The sequence below is a fragment of the Cupriavidus sp. PB-02 genome (genome assembly GCF_058252315.1).
This window is the reverse complement of sequence record NZ_JBXPSX010000003.1, coordinates 649,964-667,107: the sequence shown is the minus strand read 5'-3', so window position 1 is coordinate 667,107 and position 17,144 is coordinate 649,964. Positions and strand designations below refer to the sequence as shown.

The window sequence follows — 17,144 nt, the reverse complement described above, 5'->3', positions numbered from 1 at the left end:
CTCACGACTTTGAAAACCCAGGGCTGTTTCCAGCGTCGCCGCCGCCGAGCAGCACGCGCAGGTGCTCGAGCGCCCGCGACAGCCGCGACATTACCGTCCCCACCGGCACCTGCAGGATCGCGGCGGCTTCGCGGTAGCTCAATTGCTCCAGTGCCACCAGCAGTAGCACATCGCGCTGCTCCAGCGGCAAGCAGTACAGCGCGCGCTGCACATCGAGCAGTAGCAGCCCGTCGACCTCCCCGGCCGGCGCTTCCAGCCGCTGCCACACAGGGTCATCGGCATCGAGCGCCAGCTCGCGGCGCTTGCGCAACTGGTCGATATAGAGGTGACGCAATATGGCCATCAACCAGGCACGCGTATTGCTGTGGGCGCGCAGCAGCGAGGTGCGCGCGAGCGCGCGCTCGAGCGTGTCCTGCACCAGGTCGTCCGCCCATGCGGCATCACCCGTCAGCGCGCGCGCGTAACGGCGCAGTTGCGGCAGGCAGGCGGCGAGGTCGTCGCGCAAGCTCACCGGGATGGACTCTCCTCGGGCCGGCGGCCAGGACCAATTAGTAGCCGCCGGGATACATTGCGCCGCCCGTGCTCCGGCTACTGCCACTGCGGGATTGGGACGAACTGCCCGACGGATCTGTACCACTGTCGGTGGAGCACGCCGCCACCGCCATCATGGCAAGCAGCAAGCCAGAAATCAGATGGAGCATTTTCATTTCGGTCTCCAGAGGGTAGGCCGCGGAGCAGCATTCTCCACGTCGAAAACGCCGCACCCGGGCAGCGCATGTTGCTGCTGCCACAGTCCTGTCAATGGGTAAACGCGCCGCGGCGGCGCTTTATTCCACTGTCATGGAGTTTGTTTATGCGGTGCCGCCCCAAAGTCGGCAGATTGCCCTCGCCGAAGCCGCGACGGCCGTCGGGCTGAACAATCTCGAGGAGAACATTCCTACCTCGCGCGTGGCGGAGGCTTGCAGGAAACGTTCGCGGGTGGCACGGCGTCTGCCAGCCCCCCCGGAGAGAACGCGCCCAAACATCTGGAGCACTGGCATGCGGAGGGATTTTCCAACTCATGCTGGCGGTGGCTTCGGGTCAACACTCGAAAAGCGAGCTGCATGGCCATGGCCAGAAAGAATTCGTCCCCTGGCAGCCGGAGCAATCACTTGGCCTGCACCGGCGGGCTCGACTGCGGAGTATCTACCTAATGGCGCAGGCACGCTCACCGGCGGCACGGCGTGAACATCCGTCCTTGCGGCCGACGCACCGACTCATTCACCGCGAAGTGTGGACTTCATGGTCGAATGCAATATGCAGGTGCAAGGGGAAACCCCGGCCTTCCTCGCTACATACATCCACGACATGCCCGGCGCGATGTTCTTCGAGTCGAATCCACCGGATTGTGCCGTCACCGTGTGAGGGAAGGGATCTCTGTTGACCCACACGACGATGTCACCTGACCGGATGCTAAGGGACTGAGATTCGTAACGAGTTCCCTCGATCACCACGGGCTTGGCGCACGGCGGCAGACCTGGTGCCGTCAGCAGCAGGCCCGCCGTGACCCACAGCGCCGCAGACCGAAAACGCATGTCAGAGTAAGCCACGCGGGCAGTCACTTCTTCTGCCGAGCGAACCCTGAAATTTCACACTGCCGCAAAGCGGTGCCCTCATGAAGCGGTGTCGTCCGGGATGCCAACGTCCATCTGGAGTAGCGATCGCAGAACTTCATTCCATCGTTGACGCAAGAATGCGGTGAGCAGCAGATCGCCGCTCACCGCCCATCCCGCGCGCTGCCCTATTGCGGTTATTCAGCCACGACATTGGCCGCCTTCGCGACCGCACCCCACTTGTCAGTTTCGCTCTTGATATAGCCGGCAAACTCTTCGGGCTTGCTGGCTATAACTTCCGCACCGAGGGTCGCGAGCTTGTCCTTCACGTCAGGCATGGCCAACACCTTGACCAGCGCGGCGTTGAGCTGCTTGACAACTTCCGGGGGAGTTCCCGCCGGGGCAACAAGACCACCCCAGGAGGAGGCATCAAAGCCTTGCAACACCGTCTCATTAATGGTCGGTGCACTCGGAAATGCCGGAACGCGCTTCTTGCTGGCCACTGCAATCAGCTTAAGCTTGCCCCCCGTAATGTACGGACGCGCGGCAACCGCCGTGGTGAACATCATTGACACCTGACCGGCCATCACGTCGGTCATCGCCGGGCCGTCCCCTTTGTACGGTACATGCATCATGTCAAGTTTCAGGCCCGACCTGAACATTTCACCAACGAGGTGGTTCGACGAACCATTGCCGGCGGAGGCAAAAGTGTACTTCCCGGGGTTGGCCTTGACTTCGGCCACGAGGCCCTTGATGTCCGTCGCCTTGACCTTCGGGCCGGCAACCAGCACGATCGGCACCGTGGTGGTCTGGCCGATCGGCGCAAAGCTCTTGTTGACGTCGTAGTTCAAGTGCGGATAGATGGTCTGGCTGATCGCGTTCGGACCGACGTTCGCCATCAGCAGCGTATAGCCGTCTGCCGGCGATTTCGCCACCATTTCCGCAGCGATGTTGCCATTGGCCCCAGGCCGGTTTTCCACCACGAAGGTGCCGCCGGTCACTTCCTTGAGCTTTTCGCTCAGCACACGTGCAGTGGTATCGGATGCGCCGCCGGGCGGGTACGGGACAACAATGCGTACCGGCTTGTCCGGGTACGCTGCCGCGGCCACGCCCGACGCCAGCGTTGCAGCAACGATGGCCGTGCGCCAGGTGATTTTGATGATTGCTTTCATGTCTCCTCCAGATAATCGTCAACGGGGATGGATCGGAATCAGTACGGCCCCGCGAGCCAGCGGCTTTACTGTCTTGCTATAGATGTTCAGCCAGCCCTGCTCCGTGGCGCCCAGGATCGGCGCCGTCCGGGCTCGCCGTGCGGCCATCTCGCGCTCGTCGACAAGCAGGTTGATTTGCCGGCCGGGAATATCGATTTCGATGTCGTCGCCATCCTGAACCAGCGCGAGCGGCCCTCCGGCGGCGGCTTCCGGGCAGACCTGACCGACGGCCACGCCGCGATTGAGGCCCGACAACTGACCATCGGTCACGACCGCCACCTTGCCGTTGAATCCCGCGCCTTCCACCGCTGCCACGAACGACGAGGCCAGCGCCACGCCCGGCCCGCCAATCGGGCCCATGCCGCGCAGGCATGCCACGGTGCCGGCGGTGATCCTGCCATCCGCCAGCGCAGCAATGGCCTCCTCCTGCGAGTGGAACACCATGGCCTTGCCACGGAAGCGCTCCGCCTTTTCGCCAGCATTGCCAAGTTTCAGGATACTGCCCTCGGGCGCCAGCGATCCCTTCAGGATGACCAGCGATGGCTTGGTCGAAACGGGATCGTCGAGCGTACGCAGGATGGAAGGCGACGGCGCTTCATAGTCGTCCAGAATCGCACTCCAGGTCTTGCCGGACACTGTCAGGCAATCCTGCTCGATCATCGGCGCCAAGCGCTTGATTGTGGCCAACGTGCCACCCGCCGCTTCCAGTTCTTCTGTGCGATGAGGACCATTCGGCTTGACGGTGGCCAGCAGCGGCACTTCACGGCCAAGGCGGTCGAACAGGTCGTAGAGATCGACATCGGTGCCCGCCTCCTCGGCAACGCCCTGCAGATGGCGCAAAACATTGATCGACGTCGAAAGTGCAAGTGCCACCCTGACGGCATTGCGAAACGCCGCCGGCGTCAGGATGCTGCGCGGCGTCAGGCCAGCGTTGACCATTTCGACGATGCGCGCCCCCGCAGCCCTGGCCTGCTCCACCATCGCCGGCGAATTCGCCAGCACCGGGCTCGCGCCCGGCAGCGTCAGGCCCAGTGCCTCGCAGACGATGTGCATCGAGTTGGCCGTGCCCAACCCTGCGCAAACGCCCGGGCTGCGCACCGCGCGCTTGCACATGCCGTCGAGATCCTCGAACGAGAGTTGCCCGGTCACATGCATGCCGACCTTCTCGAATACGTCCTCGATATCGACATGCTCGCCCTTGTATTGGCCGCTGGCCTGGTAGCCGCAGATCACGACGATCGTCGGAATGTTCAGCCGCGCCGCCGCCATCATCTGACCGGGGGTGGTTTTGTCGCACGATGCCAGGCAAACCATGCCGTCAAGCTGCGCACCCTCGACCTGTACTTCGATGTCGTTGACGATCAGGTCGCGCGACGGCAGGATGTAGCGCCCCTGCTTGCCCGCACTGGTGATGAAGTCGCTCGGCGCGGCGGTGCGCACTTCGAACGGCACGCCACCGGCCGCGCGGATCGCTGCCTTCACCTGCACGGCCACCCCATCGAGGTGGCTGAAACAGCTCGACAATTCCGATGACGTGTTGACCACGGCAATTTTCGGCTTCTCCATGTCCGCATCGCTGAGGCCAAGCGCCTGCCATTGCGCCTTGCGCAGCGCCCAGCGCGTAGTGCCCGGGACGAAATTGCTACGGTATTTCTGCGAAGTCATTGCGCGTCTCCAAGGAAGGCGCCGTTGCGGGCCAGGGCCTGCTGGATGTCAGTGACGGGAACGCTGTGCACGCTGCATTGCCGCGCCACGGCGGCTGCAGCGGCTTGGCCCGCCGCCTCGCCCATCGCAAAGCACTGCGCGGTGACGCGGATCGACGCCTGCGCGCCATGTGTGGCCGATGCGCAGCGGCCCGCCACCATCAGGTTGTCGAAGCCGGGGAGCGTCAGCGAGCGCAGCGGAATCTGGAAGTACGTGCCCGGCTGCAACCAGATCCATTTGGTTGCACGGCCCGCCGCGTGGTCCTCCATTGGCCAGGCGCAGCAGGCGATAGCGTCGGAGAACCGCGCGCCTTCGAGCACGTCCTGATCGGTCAGGACATAGCTGCCGACCGTGCGCCGGCTCTCGCGCACGCCGATCACTGCGCCGGTATCCATCACGAATGCTGATTCGAAACCCGGTACGAATTTGCGGAACGCCTGCAGATACAGGCAAACCTGTTCCCGCCCGGCCAACTCCGCCCGCGACATCACGCTGACGTCGAACGGATTAGGAGACTTGCCATCCACCGCGACCTTCGTGATATTCAGATGCGCCAGACCCGGCCGTTCGGCAAACACGCCGCCGGCCGTTCTAGGCAGGTCGTAGCCGTCTTCCACGGCGCGTTCCAGACACTCGCGCAACGCCGCCCGGCTCAGGTTGCCGAGCGCCGTGGTATTGACACCGCCAAAGCGCACCATTGTGGTCGGAAACTGCAGGTCACCCGTGGAAATTTCGAACGGTGCGCCGGCGAACTTCACCACGTCCGCATCGCCCGAGCAGTCCACGAATGCCTTCGCGCGGATCGCCAGGCGGCCTTGCTTGGTTTCGATGAGCACGGCATCGACGTCCTCGCCATCCATGGCCACATCCACGACCAGGGCGTGAAACAGCACCTCGACCTTGGCGTCCTGGATGAGTTGGTCGAGCACGACCTTCATCGCGAAAAGGTCATAGGGCAACGAGGCCGTCTCCAGCCATCGCGTTGGCTCGCCTACCCCGTCCAGCGCATGCAGGCGTTCGATAACCTCATTGCAGAACCCGCCGACGATCTGGCGGACTTCCGACTCGGTGACCGCATATAGACCGCAGATGCTGCCCAGGCTGACTGAGGTCAAGGTGCCGCCGAGGAAGCCCTCGCGTTCCAGCAGCAGCACCTTCGCACCGGCCCGCGCTGCCGATATGGCGGCTGCCACACCGGCGGCGCCCCCGCCCACCACGCAGATATCCGCCGTCCGGACCACCGGCGTCGAACGCGGCGGTTCGGCAACGGCCCCCAATGAATACGTAGTCATTCTGTCTCCAAAAAATTGCGGTGGCGCATTCATGCGAGCCAACCGCACCTGTAGAAATGGTTACGTAGTCATTATAGGCGCAAGCCTTGCGGATTCAACCTCAAGATGTTGTGCACCGCAGCACCAGATCATTCGGCAACACGAACGTGTGCGGGGCCAGCCCGGGGTCCGCCATGCGACGTTCAAGCCGCTCAACCACCTGCTCCACCATCGCCGGCAGCGGTTGCTGAACGGTGCTCAGGCCGATGCATTCCCACCGAGCCATCGGAATATCGTCATAGCCCACGATCCACATCTCATCGGGCACCGACCGCCCACAGCGCTTTGCGGCATCCAGTGCGCCGATTGCGACGATGTCATTGGTGCAGAAGACGCTGTCAACTTCGGGGCGGTCGGTCAGCAACGTCTGCATGGCGCGGAAACCGAATTCATAGCCGAAGTCCGCCGCGTCAGCACGAGTGAAAGCCGGGCCAAGTGCCACATCCCCGAGCCCTTCCATGAACCCCCTTTCGCGCTCGCGAATCGTGCTTGCTCTCGAACTCTTGCTCGATTTTGCGGAAATCAATCCAATATGCTTGCGGCCCGCGGTCAGGAAATACTCCGCGACGCGTCTGCCACCGGCGTAGTTGTCGCTGACGATCGTATCGAAAAGATTGGTACCGACGGATCGGTTGATCAGAATGATCGGCTTCTCTGCCGCCACCCTGGTCAGCAGCTCCCTGGATTCATCGAGCGCGGCGGCAAAAATCACGCCGTCCGTCGCACTCTCCGCCAGCGCGCGCACTGTTGCATCGTCCATCACGCCGTCCAGTTCCCAGACCGTCGTTCGGAAGCCGTGGCTCGCGAGGCGCTCCACCAATAGCTGAAGCAGCAACGGGTAGAGCGGATTCGAAAGGCTTGCGACGACGACAGCAACCGTGCCACTGCGCCTGGTTTTCATCTGGCGAGCTGCGGCACTGGGGGAGTATTCATGATCCTGGATGACCTTGAGTACCCGAGCCTTTGTTTCCGGTTTTACTGACGGCAGATCTTGAAGAACACGGGAGACGGTGGTCTGGGACACTCCCGCCAGGCGGGCAATGTCGATACTGGTAAGCCTCTTGCTCATGGTGCTGGCAGAATCAGCGGCGCGTTGTAGGGATGCGCCCCGATTCTAAACGAACACGTCAGAATGAGCTGTGGCGGCCAGTGCCGCACCATGGAAGACCGGCACTTCAGTGCCGAGTTAGCGTGCGTGATGACCTTGCCAAAGGGCGTATTGAGTGGAGGGAAGAGCAGCTTTGCAGTGTCTCATTACGAAAGAATTCAATTCTTTACCGACGCGGAGCTCACTTTCGTCGTAAAGCCAAGAGTCCGCTTTTCGGCCAGCACGGCCTCTCGAACCAAAGCCTCCGAACGATCGAGAAGGGGTCATAAAGCGACGACCGGTGAGCGGCTGCCGTAGGTCACTTGCCGGCCGATAGTGTTGAAAAACTCGTTGTGGCCAGTGAGGAGGCCGTGCCTGGCGAAACTCGACCTATCAGATCGCCCTGTATTGAACGATCGTCGATCGGTTGGGGGTTCGGGTAACCCCAAAAATCTAGCTGGAAACCCCGCCTGCCGAGTTTTTCAACACAATCGGCCAGTAGCTGTCGTTGGATAAAGCCCGATTCGACGGCTGAGGTTGAAGCAAGAACGGACGTCTGGGCAAGTCCGGCGCGCTGAGCGGCCAGACCTGGCTTCGAGTACAAGCTCCTTCGCGGGTGCGACTGAACGCCAGCGAGCAGCAAAGTACCTCCGGTCTACCTCCTGCCGATCGTCATATAGCGGCTTCCGCTTGGGCGGCCAGGGACGGTCAATCCACGTATCTTCGCTGGTCCGCATGGACGCCCCACTCGAGCAGTCTGTCGAGGTCAGTCATGGTGTACGAAGTCCTGGGCCCTCCTTTGAGGGGGGCGGAGATCTGCAGCCAGCAGGACCCCTAACCTTAAAAAACTGTTTCATCCAAGGTACTCGTGGCGCCCTCCCTTCACTGAATCCTGTGGCGCATTTGGCTGTGCCCTGCGCGGGCGGAACTTCCCGCCAGCATGGCAAGAGCGGGAAGCGCTCGGGACGACATCCTTGGTCTGGTCCGGGCCCCTCCAATGCTTCCTTCGGGCTTGCCGCGTCGCCCTGAGAATCGGCTTCAATCGTCTTCGTCATCGTGCCAACGGTGCCACTTGCGATGGCGCTCCCGCCACCGCTGCTCACGCCACTGTTGCTCACGCCACTGTTGCTCACGCCATGCGCGTGCTTGCCAATCGTCGTAGTAATAACCAGGCGCCACTACCACTGGGCGCGGCGCAACGTAGACAGGGGCCGGCTCGTAGTACACCGGGGGCGGAGGTGCTACGACACCTGGAATACCGATGCCAATTCCGACGTCTACTCTTGCTTGCGCAGCGCTTGAGGCAAGCGCGGAGGCGGCTGCGATTACACATACTGCCAAGATCTTCTGCATGATGCTGTTCCGTCCAATGATGCTCACACCTTAGGGCGTTCTCGCCCAGTCTGATATGAGCAGAACCTAAAGCCGGTTACCTTGTGTAACGGCGGTAGGTTGTCACGGTTGACCACTGCGGCGTGAGCGTCTTGTAAGGCTTTGTATCCACTCCTTTGACAGCAGCAACTTCACCCTGGCTGTCGCTCCGAACCAACATCACCATGAGTGATCTCGATACACCCAAACCCGGTCGGTCCCTCCGTTCGGGTGGTTCTGCGATCTGCCCGCTACCACTTCTAGCCCTCGACCACTCCGGCCGAGGGCCTTTAAAAATGCAGCGATTTCGTCTGGCAGAGACTCTGAGATTGAGGTGGTCGTAGCCAGGATACGTACCTGCTTCTTGAGTGGCGTGGACCGCCGCACCATATCGGGGTCATCGTACTTTTGGTGCGAAATCTGCTGGTTTGACTTAAAAAACCATACGAATCAATGTTTTGCAAACATGTCTAACGCTCAGAATGGGGATGGTCAAGAACCGTTGCTGCGAGTGGCTCCTCCAGCTTGCTACCACCAGATCCTGCGCAAAAAGTACGACTACCCCAAACCAGCCGTCCTGGCGGCGCCTGTGTCCGGCCAGCCGAAGGTAGCCGCCGTCAATGCCTACCGCGCGGACCGGACTGGGTTCCGGGATATCGGGCGAACCGACGGTCGCGGCCATCTCCCCCCTGCTGCCGGGCATCGGTAGCCAGTTCCGCTTCCAGCCGGCGACCGAGCGCGGTCACCTGACGCCGGATCGAACTGGCCGCCAGCACATGATCGAGCGGTAACACCTCCTGCAAGACATTGACGGTCAGGCCGTAGGACATTTGCGCTGCAAACTTGACCTCGAAATACTGTAGTTCTGCACTGACCCGCTCCGGCAAGCCGCTGGCGACCACTCGGCTGTGCAACCTTACTGAGGCGGCTGGCGGCTTGTCACGCTTACCTGGCGACTGTCCCGAATTGGCAAATGTATATCCCGAAAAGCAAGCGGCACAGACAGGTACGCAGGATACTCGGCACTGGGAATACTGTGCACTCTATCCGGCCAACGGAAACTGCGCCCTGAAATCAGGTTGCTCTGTTTTTCCTAACGCGACATTTATTTGTCTATTGATGACATGCCCGTAAATATGCAAAAACCATCGATCGATGATGCTAACCTGCTCACCCCACCAACGCGCAGGCGACATGATGAGTAGCGCAAGGTTGCTGCTTTCAGGCATCTTCGCCTTGTTGTTGACGATAATCGTTGTCGCTGTGATGGCTCTAAACAGGAGCTGGGGCCAGATGGCGAAGGCGCATCAGGACCAGTATCTGGAAAAGCACTTTGCAACGGAGCTGCGACGGGGATCCGGCTGTCCGAATTTCCGGCACCACCTCTAAAATCTGGCATATGCTTGTGTTCGCTTCCATGCAAGTCAACGGCGGCTGTGGTGTTAGTTGTTCCTGACATTATCCATCCGCCTTCCGTCTTCGCCGAGTCGCTGCCAGACAACGGGCTCGGTGATCTGAACAATCATCGCTATAAGTAGACCCTAATGTCAGAGAAAACTGAATCGATTCCTGCAGACTCGGTAATTAATCTTGGACGTCGCCGTCTGATGGCAGGCAGCGCAACTGCGATCGCGGCCTCCATGTCAGGCTTGGCAAAGGCTGCCGACACGCCGGCCGCTACACCAGCAGCCGGGGGGAAACCGCTGCCGGCTTATGTTGCATGGAAAGATCCGAATGCAATGATCGTCCATTCAAGCAACACCCTCGAAACTAAGCGGGCTGCGTATGGCACCAGCATCATCACGCCGGCTGACCAACTGTATATTCGCAATAACCTTCCTGCGCCCGATGTGAGCATCGTTGCCGACCGCGATGGTTGGGAACTCACAGTTGAAGGCGTGAAGAATCCGCGCAAGTTGACGGTCAAGGAACTCAAGACCATGGGGCTGGATACCGTAGCGATGGTGCTCCAGTGTTCTGGTAACGGCCGCGGCTATTTTCCGAGCAAGCCGAGTGGCACGCCCTGGCAAGTAGGTGCAGCTGGATGCGTGATATGGAGCGGTGTGCCGGTGCGTGCCGTGATCGAAGCGCTGGGCGGCGTGGTGGCTGGCGCAGCGTACATGACCAGCACTGGCGGTGAGAAGATTCCGGAGGGGATTGATCCAAAGACCGTGATCGTGGAGCGTTCGGTGCCCAAGAGCGCCATCGACGACGCGCTCTTGGCATGGGAAATGAACGGTGAGCCGATCCCCCATGCCCACGGCGGGCCGTTGCGCATCATCGTGCCCGGCTATTCCGGCGTGAACAATGTCAAATACATCAAGCGCCTCGCCTTTACCACAGAGCAGACGGACGCGGCGATCCAGAAGACCGGCTATCGCTTCTCGCCTCCGGGAGAGAAGGGAGATCCCAGTCAGCCTTCGATTTGGGAAATGAGCGTCAAGTCGTGGATTAACAGCCCGGCCTCCGACGGCGGTCCGGTTTCGGCGGGTCTCGTGCAGATCAAAGGTGTTGCCTTTGGCGGTATCAATGCGGTGCGAGGCGTGGAAGTCTCCATCGATGGCGGCAAGACCTGGAAGGCTGCAAAATTCGTCGGCCCGGATCTGGGTCGCTATGCGTGGCGCCAGTTCGTGCTGCCGGTGAAGCTGACTCCAGGGACGTACACGATCGCTTGCCGCGCAACAGACTCCAAGGGTAAGGTTCAACCGGAAGAGCGTGTGGAAAACGCTCACGGCTATAACAACACCAGCTGGCGCGACCACGCAATGCAAATCACTGTAGTTTAAAGGGAAAAGGAATGCCATTTTACGTAAGACAGGCAGCAAGCGCAGCGCTTGCTGCGATCGCTGCACTCGCTGGCGGCAATGCACTGGCCCAGGCAAATATGGAAGAGGGAAAGAAGCTGTTCACTCAGACTGCAGTACCGGCATGCGCGGTGTGCCACACGCTGGAACACGCTGGCGCACAAGGCGCGATCGGCCCGAATCTGGATGAACTCAAGCCGGATGCATCGCGTGTGGAGAAAGCGGTGCGCAACGGTATTGGTCAGATGCCAGCATTCAAAGGCCTGACCGATCAACAAGTCGCGACGCTGGCGAAGTATGTGGCGGCCTCTACTGGCGCTGCAAAATGAAGCAATAAAAAGGTATGAGCAGTACCCACACTTAGGCATCTGCTTGGGTTTGGGCAACTGACGGACTCAGTGCCATCAGCTCTCGTCTATTCCCTCTGCGAGATTCGGTTCCTGAGTGATCCTGGTTCTGCTTTGCTTATCGCGGTCGATCTGCAACTGTTGGATCCGTCGCGCGTTCCGGGCAGTGACGAGCGACACAGCTATCGATCCAAACCGTGCCACAGGTGCCACTTGGCGCTATGCAGTGCCTTGATCAAGGCCGCGTTGGTGGGGCCGTCGCAGTGTGCCGGCCGGCCCTTGATCATCTGTTCGAGGTTCTGTATTCGCATGGCGATGTGGAACCAATCGAGAACGTACTCACCGCGGTCACCAAAGCCGAGCTGGGCAAACCGTACGGTATCGCCTCCGTCCGACAGGAAGGTGACCGGTTGACTGGGTTGCACACCTTCTCGAAGCAGAAAATTCAACATACGATCGGCCGGCCGGTGCTCCAGCTTGTGCACGTAAGCAAAACTGTGGCTGGCATCCTGATCCCGCATTGATTTCCCGACGATCACTTCAAACCAGCCGTCCTGCCGTCGCCGGTGGCCGGCCAGCCGAAGGTAGCCGCCGTTAATGCCGACGGCGCGGAGCGGACTGGGCTCCGCGACAACTTGCAAACAGGTGCCCGCGGCCATCTCCCCCTGCTCCCTGTCATCGGTCGCCTGGTCCGCTTCCAGCCGGCGACCGAGCGCCTGACCTGACGTCGGATCGAGCTGGCTGCCAGGGCGTGATCGAGCGGCAAAATCTCCTGCAGCACGTTGACGGTCAAGCCATAGGACATCAGCGCGGCAAACTTGACCTCGAGATACTGTAGTTCGGGACTGACCCGCTCAGGCAGACAGCTTGCGAGCGGGCTGAAGGTGGAGGCGCTGCCCGAGCATTGCCGGCAGGGATACAGCCTGGGACTATCAAACGACAGTCGTCCAAACGGCGAACGGAAGACCAGCCGATGGTGCCCCTTGCAGGTCATCGGTGCACCGCACTTGGGACAAACGCTGGACTGGGCAACCATCTCGGCAACCTGTGCCGAAACCATCGTGCGCTGCAGCTTGCCTAGCAGCGCTTTCGCTTCCGCCAGATGCAAGCCCAGTGATCCGGCATCAAAGGCTGTTCGCTCGAACTGGGCGATCTCGGTGACGGTGGCGGGCGTCTCCCCTTCGTCCTGCACAACGACTTGCAAAGTGATATGCATGGCCGCCCTCCTCCCGTGAACTGCGGCGACCAGTCTACGCCTGCAACTCTCGCAACCGATCATTGACGATTTGGCGGTCGAAGCGGCGGTCCAGCCACGTCAGCCACTGGTCGACCTCATCACGAAGCTCGTTCAGCTCTATGGAGCGCTCACGTAAGGACTCGAGCCACTCCATGAACTCCCATTCGCTCCGGCTTTCTCTAACCTCCAGGTATTCTTCCACCCCGCCGACATCCTCCGGCGGACAAGCCCCAGACTCCGCCACGCAACGTGGCAACAGTTCGATATGCTGCGTCAGTACGCGCCGCTCGACGCGTATATCGTGCCGCCACCATGCATTGAAGTCGTACACGTAGAAGAAAGCCTCGTGCTCGCGCAAAGCAAATTCGCTTAGCGTCAGCGTGGTTGCCGCCGTGGAAAATTGCAGAGCGCCTTCGCGGGCTTCGCCATATCTCCGGCCACGAATGACGAACCGATGCAGATGATCGTCCGTCCAGCCCATGGCTGCCTGGATGACTTCATGGAGGCGAGCCAGCGTGATGTGCCCAGGAATGAGCACACGTCGCCAGACCGGCGGGCTCAAGCCGCGCAGAGCCATCCGGAGTTGCAGGACGGCGATCGCCAGCTGAGGATCGGATGCCATGGGCCCATTCTAGGTGGCTCATTGGCCTCTCAGAAGCGGTCTCGACTTTCGGCTAGGGGCCATCGGTGCACCACTTGCAACGCGCTTGAGATAGATATCGTACAATTACGATATTAATTTTAAGAAAGCGCGATATATGGTTCGTGAGAGACCGAAACAGCGCCCGGCTGCCACGCCCTCGGTCAAGCCGGCGCTTGATGTGGACGCGATTCACAAGGCCTTGGCCAACCCCGTCCGGCGGAACATCCTCTCATGGTTGCGAACGCCCGATGCGTACTTCTCGGCGCAGGAATATCCGCTCGACCTGGGCGTCTGCGCCGGGCTGATCGATGCGCAGGCCGGGCTATCGCAATCAACCGTTTCCGCTCATCTGGCAACGCTGCAGCGCGCCGGCCTGGTTAGTTCGAAACGCATCGGACAGTGGGTCTTCTTCAAGCGCAACGAGGAGACCATCCAGGCCTTCCTCGAACACGTCCACCAGGACCTTTGAACAACCTGCGCCGCAGATTACACGGCGCCATGCCATTGCGCGCGATCGTGCGCGCTTCACCCTCGACAACAAAGGAGAATCCCATGCCCACTCTCTTCGATCCCATCCGTGTCGGCGATCTCGACCTGCCCAACCGTATCATCATGGCGCCGCTGACACGTTCGCGCGCGGTCGGTGGCGGCCGCGTGCCGAATGCCTTGATGGCCGAGTACTACGTCCAGCGGGCCTCCGCCGGCCTGATCATCTCCGAGGCCACCGCGGTGACGCCGCAAGGCGTAGGTTATGCCGACACCCCCGGCATATGGACCGATGAACAGGTGGCCGGCTGGAAGCAGGTCACCGAGGCGGTCCATGCCGCCGGCGGCCGCATCATGCTGCAGCTGTGGCACGTCGGCCGGATCTCCGATCCCGTCTTCCTGGACGGTGAACTTCCTGTCGCCCCGAGCGCAATTGCCGCCGAAGGCCATGTGAGCCTGGTGCGCCCGAAGCGCGCCTATGTGACACCCCGCGCGTTGGAAACCGACGAGATCGCCGGCGTGGTCGCGGCCTACCGCCGCGGCGCGCAGAACGCCAAGGCGGCGGGCTTCGACGGCGTGGAAGTCCATGGCGCCAACGGCTACCTGCTCGACCAGTTCCTGCAGGACAGCACCAACCAGCGCACTGACGCCTACGGCGGCCCGATCGAGAATCGTGCGCGGCTGCTGCTCGAAGTCACCGACGCCTGCATCGAAGTGTGGGGCGCCAGCCGTGTCGGCGTGCACCTGGCCCCGCGCGGCGATGCACATTCGATGGGGGATTCCGATCCGGCCGCGACCTTCGGTTATGTGGCCCGCGAACTCGGCAAACGCGGCATCGCCTTCATCTGCTCGCGCGAGGCGCTGGGCGACGGCCGCCTCGGACCTGCGCTGAAGGCAGCGTTCGGCGGCGTCTATATTGCCAACGAGAAGATGACCAAGCAAACCGCTGAAGCCGTGCTCGCCGCGGGTGAGGCGGATGCCGTTGCGTTCGGCCAACTGTTCATCGCCAATCCGGACCTGCCTCGCCGGCTTGAGCTGGACGCGTCGCTCAACGCACCGCAGCCAGACACCTTCTATCACCCTGGAGCGGAAGGCTATATCGACTACCCCGCCCTCGCCTGAGCGAGCCGCAATGAAGGCCCCGCTAGCGGGCCCCCCGCAAAGGGATTCTCTCGGGGGGACCTGCAAATGGTCGCATAGAGGTCGCGCCCATCACTTGGTGGCTTCTTCAAGTCCGTCGGCACTTACTTTTGTGAGCGCTCTTCGATATACCCATCGCGGTTGGTGATTCTCGCGCCGTCCGTAAACACATCCCGTCGATCGGTGCTTGCTCTGCCACCATTGGTGTAGGGGTCCGGCCCCTTCACAGCGCCATCGGTATAGACGTCCCGCATCCCGATGCCGGCATGGGCTACCCCAGCACCGAGCGCGGCACTCGCCGCAACGAGCAATAAGACGTTCTTCAGCATTTTCCACTCCTTTTCAGGTGGTTACAGGGCTCCGTTCACTATGACTTGTGCGCTGCGGGGCTGAGCCGGACGCCGCAAGGTTTAGACTCAGACAGGCCGATTGCTTGTCCTTGGATGTAGTGTGCGCAACGGAACTCACGCATTGATCCGTTAAAGATCAATTTTTCATCACGGCGCACCACTGAGTGCTTATTTGCCCCCCTATCCATGCAGAAGCGATGAAGCTAGCCGCGTCACGCTCTGATGGTTAAAGCCGACACCCCATCGAGCAACTGGTCAAGCAGCAAAACGGTTGCGCTGTCGTGCGACGTAAGAGTGGGACGGTGGCAAGAACGGATCGTGATTCCTTATGTGGGCTTCGCCATGCTCGATCGCGTGCGGGCGGAAGCTGCATCGGGGGGATGTCTGATCTGCTGGCTCCGCGCATCGCGCCATGACGCGTCAGGCGGCGACACATGGCCGACAAGCGGCGTTCTCGCGCCGCCCGTCGCTGCGCTACCCGGCACCGGGCGCCGCCTGCGCCCGGGTCAGGTGTTCAAGGACGGCTTTGCGCTCTATCTCGGCGGCGGCACGCGCGGTAAAGATGCGGTACACGTAGTCCATCAGGACTTCTTCCTCCTTCATCTTTCGAATATTGAGGAAGGCCATGTGCCCGATCACCTTGCCCCCACTGTCCTGGATCGGTAACCCGTAATAGCATTCGAAGCCCTGCTCTCGCGGAAACAGCTTGCCAATCCCCTCCGGGTAGAACACCGGTAAGCCATGGTCGAAAACTGCCTCGCAAGGCGTGCCGGCCAGGTCGTACTCGACGTTTTCGCGAAAGTCATCCTTGAACCAGAAGGCCAGCGTGTGGACACGCCGTGGCGGCCACCCGGTACATTCCGTAACGAAGGCGCAGGGGACGTCCAGTGCGGCAGCGAAGTGGCGGACCAGTGCGCGGAAAAATTCATCGCCACAGGTGCCGGAGGTGCCCTCGACGATGTGCTTGAGAATCTCTTCGACGCGCTTGATACGGGTCACATCGGTATCCAGGCCGACCAGCCGCAATGCCTTGCCGTTGGCATGGCGAATGGCGCTGCCCAGCGAATTGACCCACCGGTAGTGCCCGTCCTTGTGCAGCAAGCGGCACTGCTGCTGATAGCGCGGGCTGGCACCCTCGAGGTGGCGTGCCATCGCCTGCTCGACCGCGAGCAGGTCGGCGGGATGTACCCGTTCTTTCCAGGCCTTCAGGCTGTCCGGCAGTTCGTCTTCTTCAAAGCCGAGCATGGCCTTCCAGCGTTGCGACAGGTGGAATTCGTTGGTCTGGAAATTCCATTCCCACTGGCCGTCATCGGCGCTGCGCATGGCCAGGGTATAGCGTTCTTCGCTGGAACGCAGCGCGATCTCCTGCTGTCGGCGCTGTTCCATCGACAACGCCAATGTGCTTTGCGACGACTCGACGCGTGCGCGCAAGTCCGTGACGACCTGGCGGATCTGCTCGAATTCATCAGGGGGCTTGCCGCGGCCGGCGCCATCGTTGCGTGATACCTGGGATGTGGCGCAACTGCGCAGCAGCGCGCTAAGCGGACGTCCCCAGAAGGCGTGAATAGCAAGGGCGAGCACGCCAAGCAGAAACGCCAGCCCGGCCGCCGCCACCAGTGCGACGCCCGTGCGTGTGCCGGGCGGGCCGGCGCCGGGCACCCAGCCGAGCAGGAGATAGGCAATCAGCACCAGGCTGATCAATGCCGGCGGCAGCAGCAGCTTTGCTCTCAGGCCCATCATGATTCTCTTTCTGTTCCGCCCCGTCGCTACAGACGCGCATCACAACAGGTGCTTTTTGCTTTACAGCTTGCGCGGTTCTGTGGAGGCATGCCACGTCCGCA

Annotated in this window: 16 protein-coding genes and 3 pseudogenes; 5 read left to right on the top strand and 14 right to left on the bottom strand. The window is 61.4% G+C overall.

The window, feature by feature from the left end; all coding sequences use genetic code 11:
• Position 1: 1 nt before the first annotated feature.
• A complete protein-coding gene (locus AC10V3_RS37520) occupies positions 2–511 on the bottom strand; it encodes a sigma-70 family RNA polymerase sigma factor (RefSeq protein ID WP_349604943.1) in 510 nt (169 codons plus the stop codon).
• 37 nt (positions 512–548) lie between these two features.
• The gene (locus tag AC10V3_RS37515) at positions 549–707 is read right to left on the bottom strand and encodes a hypothetical protein (RefSeq protein ID WP_349604944.1); all 159 of its coding nucleotides are present in this window, start codon (positions 705–707) and stop codon (positions 549–551) included.
• 574 nt (positions 708–1,281) lie between these two features.
• Between AC10V3_RS37515 and AC10V3_RS37510 the strand changes: the two genes are divergently transcribed.
• Positions 1,282–1,404 (top strand): hypothetical protein, encoded by a 123-nt coding sequence (locus AC10V3_RS37510; protein ID WP_349604945.1) that lies wholly within the window; start codon positions 1,282–1,284, stop codon positions 1,402–1,404.
• A gap of 385 nt (positions 1,405–1,789) precedes the next feature.
• On the opposite strand, the gene AC10V3_RS37505 is transcribed toward AC10V3_RS37510, so the two are convergent.
• The 7 genes and pseudogenes from AC10V3_RS37505 to AC10V3_RS37475 form a co-directional block, all read right to left on the bottom strand.
• Complete coding sequence (locus AC10V3_RS37505; RefSeq protein WP_349604947.1) at positions 1,790–2,764, bottom strand: Bug family tripartite tricarboxylate transporter substrate binding protein; 975 nt, start codon at positions 2,762–2,764, stop codon at positions 1,790–1,792.
• A gap of 18 nt (positions 2,765–2,782) precedes the next feature.
• The gene (gene ilvD, locus AC10V3_RS37500; RefSeq protein WP_349604949.1) at positions 2,783–4,468 is read right to left on the bottom strand and encodes a dihydroxy-acid dehydratase; all 1,686 of its coding nucleotides are present in this window, start codon (positions 4,466–4,468) and stop codon (positions 2,783–2,785) included.
• Entirely contained in the window at positions 4,465–5,799 is a 1,335-nt protein-coding gene (locus AC10V3_RS37495) for an FAD-dependent oxidoreductase (RefSeq protein WP_490924680.1), read from the bottom strand. Before AC10V3_RS37495 ends, ilvD begins: the two co-directional genes overlap by 4 nt.
• A gap of 100 nt (positions 5,800–5,899) precedes the next feature.
• Entirely contained in the window at positions 5,900–6,907 is a 1,008-nt protein-coding gene (locus AC10V3_RS37490; RefSeq protein ID WP_349604952.1) for a LacI family DNA-binding transcriptional regulator, read from the bottom strand.
• A 1,056-nt stretch (positions 6,908–7,963) separates the two neighbouring features.
• Complete coding sequence (locus tag AC10V3_RS37485) at positions 7,964–8,278, bottom strand: PXPV repeat protein (protein ID WP_490924653.1); 315 nt, start codon at positions 8,276–8,278, stop codon at positions 7,964–7,966.
• Positions 8,279–9,008: 730 nt separating this feature from the next.
• Positions 9,009–9,192 (bottom strand): annotated as a pseudogene (locus AC10V3_RS37480) (ISKra4-like element ISBte1 family transposase); the annotation flags it as partial.
• Positions 9,193–9,339: 147 nt separating this feature from the next.
• Positions 9,340–9,525 (bottom strand): hypothetical protein, encoded by a 186-nt coding sequence (locus AC10V3_RS37475; protein WP_374063796.1) that lies wholly within the window; start codon positions 9,523–9,525, stop codon positions 9,340–9,342.
• A 315-nt stretch (positions 9,526–9,840) separates the two neighbouring features.
• Here AC10V3_RS37475 and sorT point away from each other — a divergent pair, with 315 nt between their 5' ends.
• On the top strand, positions 9,841–11,082 hold the full coding sequence (sorT, locus tag AC10V3_RS37470; RefSeq protein ID WP_349604955.1) for a SorT family sulfite dehydrogenase catalytic subunit: 1,242 nt from the start codon (positions 9,841–9,843) through the stop codon (positions 11,080–11,082).
• An 11-nt stretch (positions 11,083–11,093) separates the two neighbouring features.
• Positions 11,094–11,429, top strand: coding sequence for a SorU family sulfite dehydrogenase c-type cytochrome subunit (gene sorU, locus AC10V3_RS37465; RefSeq protein WP_349604956.1), 336 nt, complete (start codon positions 11,094–11,096; stop codon positions 11,427–11,429).
• Between the two features lie 212 nt (positions 11,430–11,641).
• On the opposite strand, the pseudogene AC10V3_RS37460 reads toward sorU, so the two are convergent.
• The 3 genes and pseudogenes from AC10V3_RS37460 to AC10V3_RS37450 form a co-directional block, all read right to left on the bottom strand.
• A pseudogene (locus AC10V3_RS37460) lies at positions 11,642–12,061 on the bottom strand (ISKra4-like element ISBte1 family transposase); the annotation flags it as partial.
• Between the two features lie 77 nt (positions 12,062–12,138).
• Positions 12,139–12,663, bottom strand: a pseudogene (locus tag AC10V3_RS37455) (ISKra4-like element ISBte1 family transposase); the annotation flags it as partial.
• Positions 12,664–12,697: 34 nt separating this feature from the next.
• Positions 12,698–13,306, bottom strand: coding sequence for a plasmid pRiA4b ORF-3 family protein (locus tag AC10V3_RS37450; RefSeq protein WP_349604957.1), 609 nt, complete (start codon positions 13,304–13,306; stop codon positions 12,698–12,700).
• Between the two features lie 136 nt (positions 13,307–13,442).
• Here AC10V3_RS37450 and AC10V3_RS37445 point away from each other — a divergent pair, with 136 nt between their 5' ends.
• Together AC10V3_RS37445 and AC10V3_RS37440 are read left to right on the top strand one after the other, a co-directional pair.
• Positions 13,443–13,796, top strand: a complete 354-nt coding sequence (locus tag AC10V3_RS37445; protein WP_349604959.1) for an ArsR/SmtB family transcription factor — start codon at positions 13,443–13,445, stop codon at positions 13,794–13,796.
• An 83-nt stretch (positions 13,797–13,879) separates the two neighbouring features.
• A complete protein-coding gene (locus tag AC10V3_RS37440; RefSeq protein WP_349604960.1) occupies positions 13,880–14,935 on the top strand; it encodes an alkene reductase in 1,056 nt (351 codons plus the stop codon).
• Between the two features lie 122 nt (positions 14,936–15,057).
• On the opposite strand, the gene AC10V3_RS37435 is transcribed toward AC10V3_RS37440, so the two are convergent.
• Positions 15,058–15,282, bottom strand: a complete 225-nt coding sequence (locus AC10V3_RS37435; protein WP_349604961.1) for a hypothetical protein — start codon at positions 15,280–15,282, stop codon at positions 15,058–15,060.
• Positions 15,283–15,777: 495 nt separating this feature from the next.
• A complete protein-coding gene (locus AC10V3_RS37430; protein ID WP_490924652.1) occupies positions 15,778–17,043 on the bottom strand; it encodes a PAS domain-containing protein in 1,266 nt (421 codons plus the stop codon).
• Between the last annotated feature and the right edge of the window lie 101 nt (positions 17,044–17,144).

What these genes read in the sequence shown, in the direction of transcription:
- AC10V3_RS37440 (WP_349604960.1), top strand. Translation starts at nt 13,880, where the DNA reads ATGCCCACTCTCTTCGATCCCATCCGTGTCGGCGATCTCGACCTGCCC.
- sorT (WP_349604955.1), top strand. Translation starts at nt 9,841, where the DNA reads ATGTCAGAGAAAACTGAATCGATTCCTGCAGACTCGGTAATTAATCTT.
- AC10V3_RS37490 (WP_349604952.1), bottom strand. Translation starts at nt 6,907, where the DNA reads ATGAGCAAGAGGCTTACCAGTATCGACATTGCCCGCCTGGCGGGAGTG.
- AC10V3_RS37505 (WP_349604947.1), bottom strand. Translation starts at nt 2,764, where the DNA reads ATGAAAGCAATCATCAAAATCACCTGGCGCACGGCCATCGTTGCTGCA.
- AC10V3_RS37485 (WP_490924653.1), bottom strand. Translation starts at nt 8,278, where the DNA reads ATGCAGAAGATCTTGGCAGTATGTGTAATCGCAGCCGCCTCCGCGCTT.
- AC10V3_RS37450 (WP_349604957.1), bottom strand. Translation starts at nt 13,306, where the DNA reads ATGGCATCCGATCCTCAGCTGGCGATCGCCGTCCTGCAACTCCGGATG.
- AC10V3_RS37435 (WP_349604961.1), bottom strand. Translation starts at nt 15,282, where the DNA reads ATGCTGAAGAACGTCTTATTGCTCGTTGCGGCGAGTGCCGCGCTCGGT.
- AC10V3_RS37430 (WP_490924652.1), bottom strand. Translation starts at nt 17,043, where the DNA reads ATGATGGGCCTGAGAGCAAAGCTGCTGCTGCCGCCGGCATTGATCAGC.
- AC10V3_RS37495 (WP_490924680.1), bottom strand. Translation starts at nt 5,799, where the DNA reads ATGACTACGTATTCATTGGGGGCCGTTGCCGAACCGCCGCGTTCGACG.
- ilvD (WP_349604949.1), bottom strand. Translation starts at nt 4,468, where the DNA reads ATGACTTCGCAGAAATACCGTAGCAATTTCGTCCCGGGCACTACGCGC.
- AC10V3_RS37445 (WP_349604959.1), top strand. Translation starts at nt 13,443, where the DNA reads ATGGTTCGTGAGAGACCGAAACAGCGCCCGGCTGCCACGCCCTCGGTC.
- sorU (WP_349604956.1), top strand. Translation starts at nt 11,094, where the DNA reads ATGCCATTTTACGTAAGACAGGCAGCAAGCGCAGCGCTTGCTGCGATC.
- AC10V3_RS37515 (WP_349604944.1), bottom strand. Translation starts at nt 707, where the DNA reads ATGAAAATGCTCCATCTGATTTCTGGCTTGCTGCTTGCCATGATGGCG.
- AC10V3_RS37475 (WP_374063796.1), bottom strand. Translation starts at nt 9,525, where the DNA reads ATGCCTGAAAGCAGCAACCTTGCGCTACTCATCATGTCGCCTGCGCGT.
- AC10V3_RS37510 (WP_349604945.1), top strand. Translation starts at nt 1,282, where the DNA reads ATGGTCGAATGCAATATGCAGGTGCAAGGGGAAACCCCGGCCTTCCTC.